At 62.8% G+C, this 4456-nt stretch carries 5 protein-coding genes; 4 read left to right on the top strand and 1 reads right to left on the bottom strand.

All coding sequences use genetic code 11. The features are described 5' to 3' along the window. The 4 genes from ACLP2E_RS16935 to ACLP2E_RS16920 form a co-directional block, all read left to right on the top strand. The coding region (locus ACLP2E_RS16935; RefSeq protein ID WP_442466596.1) for a glutathione S-transferase C-terminal domain-containing protein at window positions 1–377 on the top strand (377 nt) is incomplete at its 5' end. A 289-nt stretch (window positions 378–666) separates the two neighbouring features. Then, window positions 667–1236 (top strand): AbiU2 domain-containing protein, encoded by a 570-nt coding sequence (locus ACLP2E_RS16930; protein ID WP_442466597.1) that lies wholly within the window; start codon window positions 667–669, stop codon window positions 1234–1236. An 8-nt stretch (window positions 1237–1244) separates the two neighbouring features. Next, window positions 1245–1619 carry a hypothetical protein gene (locus ACLP2E_RS16925; protein ID WP_442466595.1) on the top strand — a complete coding sequence of 125 codons (375 nt, stop codon included), beginning with the start codon at window positions 1245–1247 and terminating at the stop codon, window positions 1617–1619. A 588-nt stretch (window positions 1620–2207) separates the two neighbouring features. Further along, a complete protein-coding gene (locus tag ACLP2E_RS16920) occupies window positions 2208–3587 on the top strand; it encodes a serine hydrolase domain-containing protein (protein WP_442466594.1) in 1380 nt (459 codons plus the stop codon). Window positions 3588–4152: 565 nt separating this feature from the next. On the opposite strand, the gene rplQ is transcribed toward ACLP2E_RS16920, so the two are convergent. Continuing rightward, on the bottom strand, window positions 4153–4456 hold a 304-nt coding region (gene rplQ, locus ACLP2E_RS16915), incomplete at its 5' end, for a 50S ribosomal protein L17 (RefSeq protein WP_442466593.1).

Genomic DNA, 4456 nt, shown 5'->3' with positions numbered 1-4456 from the left:
CGCCGGCGAAGTTCGAATACGCCATCGACCGCTACGCCATGGAGACCAAGCGGCTCCTCGACGTTCTCGATCGCCGGCTCGGCGAGAGCCGCTATCTCGCGGGCGACGCCTTGACCATCGCCGACATCGCCGCGTTCCCCTGGTACGGCGGCCTCGTCGAAGGCGCCCTCTACTGCGCCGCCGAGTTCCTGTCGGCGCCCGACTACACAAACGTGAAGCGCTGGGCGGACGACATGCTCCAGCGCCCGGCGGTCAAGCGCGGGCGCATGGTCAACCGGACCTGGGGCGATCCCGCCGGCCAGCTTCGCGAGCGCCACGACGCGCCCGACTTCGAGACCAAGACCCAGGACAAGCTCGAAGAGGGCGCGGCGAGTTAGTGCTAGTTGGACGAGGCTCAACCCGCTCTGCTGTCTGGAACGGAGAAGTGAGTAGAATTGTGATTGCGTCGACTGTCACCTCAACCCCACCGTAATCCACGGGATTTTTATTGCTCAACTCGATAGTCTAACCGGCTTGGCTGGCAATAGATTAGGCAACAGCCCTTAGCGTGATCTTTCGAGAAGATTCCACGATGACCCCAAAAAAGAGGCTGAGATGCACAACATCGAAACGATGGGAGAAACGCTAGGAGCACAGTTTAGTGCCCTCTGACAACAAATCGCGTGACTGCATAGCAAATGGCACGAATACGTAGAAATGTTCGGCACGAAGCCGTCTAGGGTCGACCTGCTCAACAGAGCAGCACCAAAATTTTTTAGAGATGTACAAGATTGTTTGTGGCACGAAACCCTTATGCATATTGCACGACTAACCGATCCGCCAAGGTCCGCTGGAAAAGCCAATCTTACAATCCAGAATCTCCCTGATTTAACCCGTACGCACGCCGAACGTTCATCGATCAAGGCTGCTGTTGATGCCGCCGTCACGAAGAGCCAATTCGCTCGCGACTGGCGGAATCGACATATTGCCCATATGGATCTTGACCTTGCACTCGATAGGAAAGCGACACCGTTGGCAACGGCCAGTCGGTCGCAAGTGACCGAAGCACTCGACGCAATAGCATTTGCGCTGAATGAAGTTGACCGCCATCACAGGCAAAACGAGACATTTTTCGGGATGGGTTCAAGCGTTGGTGGCGCGGCGTCTCTACTTGGCGTTCTCCATGATGGACTTAAACAGCAGGAGCGGCGGCACGAAGCGTTAATGCGTGGAGAGATGCCCGACAATGATTATTGACGAGATTTGTGAGTCTTCATGGGGGACCCGCCTACAAGTCGCTGGAGCGCATCATGGCGCAGGTGACCGAGATCAACAGCATCGTCAGCGGGATCGCCGCAGGCGCGCAGGAACAGGCGACCGGGCTCCAGCAAATCAATACCGCGATCACCCAGATGGATCAGACGACGCAGCAGAACGCGCCGATGGTCGAGGAATCGACGGCCGCCTGCCATTCCCTGTCGCAGGCGACCGATCAGCTTTCGGATCTGATCGGCCAGTTCAAGGTCGGCCGAAGCGGCGACGACATGTCCCGGCGCCGCGAGGCGCCAAAAGCCGCGCCGCACGGCTTGCCGCGGCCGCCCGCGCCCGTCGCCGCGAGCGACGCGCGCCGGAGCGCCTGAGCAGGGTCCGAATCCGCCTCATCGATCTGGCCGCTCGACATGTCATGTGCGCTTTCGAGCAACCCCTGAAGCCGCGGGTCCGCGTCACGCGATAAGGCGGGGCGCGGCAGTTGGCCGATCTGTTGTCTTGGCGGTCTGCGGTTTTTCGCCTGTTGGTTGCATCAACGGGGCGCGAGGCGGGGCCGCGCGGAGCATGCGGCGGGGCGGCGCGTGGGAGCCACCCGGCCGTTCAAGGAACGCCTTAAGCCCGCGCAGGTAACGCGCTGATCGCTTTGTTGTCTTCTGGTCTTTGCGACAAGCGCTTTTGGACCTCTGGAGTCCGCGCTATGGTTATTCCGATCGGGCGATCAGGCCGCAAGGGGCGCGGCGAAGCGAGGACGCAATGAACGAGGCGAGGCCGCGGGCGCGAATTTGAGCCGGGGCGCATGAGTGCGGATGCTGCGTGTCCGTCGCTCGCGCGTTGCTGCGTCGGGCTTTCGTCAGAAGTAGAAGTCGCCGGATAACCAAGATCGGTCCAAAGAGCCTTGCCTGCGGTTTCTCTGCAGTCTTAATGTGTCAGAGTTCCAATATCTGTCCAGGGAAGATTCAATGGAAGACTGGCTGGAGCGCACCGCTGCCTACATCCCGACCTGGATCGACTATCAGTTCCGCCTCCCGGAGCAGGTCGGCTGTCTACTCGCCATCGTGCATGAAGGCGAACTCGTCCTCGAATACGCCTCCGGCTCCGCCAACCTCGCCACCGCCGAGCCGCTCACGCCGCGCCACCGTTTCCGCGTCGCATCCCACTCGAAAAGCTTCACCGTCGCCGGCCTCATGCTCCTTCGGGAATCCGGCCGGCTAAAGCTCGATGACACCGTCGGCGCTTTCGTCCCCGGCCTGCACGACGACGTCGCCCAGGCCTCCCTTGCCCAGGTCATGTCGCACACAGCCGGCCTCATCCGCGACGGTAACGCCGGCAACCAATTTGCCGGCCTGCGCCCCTTCGCGGACAAGGCCGAACTCCTCGCCGATCTGGGCAAGCCGCCCGTCCTCGATCGCAACACCCGTTTCAAATACTCCAATCACGGTTTCGCCCTTCTCGGCCTCGTTATCGAGGCCATCACCGGCGAACCCTTCCCCGCCTGGATTCGGCGCGAGGTTATTTCCGCCTTCGGCCTCACCGAGACCGAACCCGACATGCCCATTCCGCCCGGCACGCCCTTTGCCCGCGGACACACCGGAAAGGCTCTGCTCGGCCGCCGCCAAGTCGTTGCCGGCGACTACTCGCTAAATGCCGTTACCCCCGCCGGCGGCTTCGTCAGCACCGCCGCCGACCTCGCGCGCTTCTTCTCCCAACTCTCTCCGAATGCTGCCGCGAGCCCGCTTTCACTCGATAGCCGGCGCGAAATGGCGCGCGGCCAATGGAAAAATCCCCACGCCACCCTCGCCACCAGTTACGGCCTTGGCATATTCAGCGGCACTCTCCGTGACTGGAACTGGTTCGGCCACTCTGGCGGGTTGCTCGGCTACGTTTCGCGCACCGCTGTTGTGCCGGACCGGAACCTCGCCATCTCAGTCCTCACAAACGCCTCGGATGGCCTCGCCTGGCCCTTGCTCGATGGCGTGTTACACGTCGCCCGGGCGTTCGCCGAAAAAGGCGAACCTACCGAGGACGTTCGCGGCTGGACAGGCCGCTGGTGGGTCGCGGGAGGCGCTATCGATCTGCTACCTGCCGGCAGCCGCGTCCTCGTCGCCGTCCCTGCCTTTCTCAACCCCGTCATGGACGCCTCCGAGATCGAGGTCATCGGTCCCGATGTGGGCCGTTTGGCTCTTGCCGCCGGCTACGCAAATCATGGCGAGTCCGTCCGACTCGTCCGCGACGAAAGCGGCACGCCCATCGAGTTCTGGGCCCAGGGGACTCGTTTAGCCCCGGAGCCCGTGGTCGCCAAGGAAATGCGGGACCTCTACGGCGTTGAGGTCGGTCCTTGAACAAGGAGAACGCCTTCGATCTGAGCACGCCACCAGGAGGCGAGGCCGCGAAGCGGCGCGGCGAAGGGAGGGCCGAGCAACCCGGGCAGCGGTTCCGTCGTCCGCCCGAAGATTGCGGTGACATTTTTTCAACCCTATTTCGCCTCCCTCGCGGAAATGGTAGATGGGCGAACTTTTGATTGCGGAAAATCAGGACTAGCGGTATGATCTGATCATGCGAGCCTCGGACCAAGCGCATCGGTCGACGCCGTCGCGGACGGGACGAGGCCGTTTATCCGGGGTCGGACCGACGATGACATTCCGCGGGACGTGATTTTTTCGCATACGCGCGTGCAACGCGTTGAAAAGTCACGATTCACGGGTGAAAATGAGGGTCAAATCCAGTGCTGAACGCGTGCTGAACGCATGCCGAACGCTGCTGAACGCATGTCGAACGCGCGCTGAATGACGCCGAATGGCGCCCGAACGCGCCTCTCAACCGGTCTTCCGAGTCGCCGCGCCCTACGAAAAAGGGCGGCACCTCGGCCCCGCCCTTCCTGCCTTCCCGTCGGCCCGTCGGGGCCGCTCAGCCCTGGGCGTTCTGGGCCGGGCCGGAGTCCTTGCCCTTGGCCTCGAGGTCGCGGTCGACGAATTCGATCACCGCCATGGCGGCGTTGTCGCCGGGACGGAAACCCGCCTTCATGATGCGCAGGTAGCCGCCGTGGCGGTCCTTGTAGCGGGGGCCGATCACGTCGATCAGCTTCCTGACGAGCTCGGCGTCGCGCAGCCGCGAAATGGCGATGCGGCGGGCGTGCAGGTCGCCGCGCTTGCCGAGCGTGAGGTGAGAGAGGGATCCTGCGCTATCGCGGCATCCCCATCGAGGAGCTGGC

This window comes from Rhodoblastus sp. (assembly GCF_052145335.1).
Classification (GTDB): Bacteria; Pseudomonadota; Alphaproteobacteria; order Rhizobiales; family Beijerinckiaceae; genus Rhodoblastus.
The sequence above is the reverse complement of the archived record's forward strand: the minus strand, read 5'-3'. Positions and strand labels throughout refer to the sequence as shown.

Bases quoted from the DNA above. Each gene is read 5' to 3' on its own strand.
- ACLP2E_RS16920 (WP_442466594.1), top strand. From the start codon at position 2,208: ATGGAAGACTGGCTGGAGCGCACCGCTGCCTACATCCCGACCTGGATC.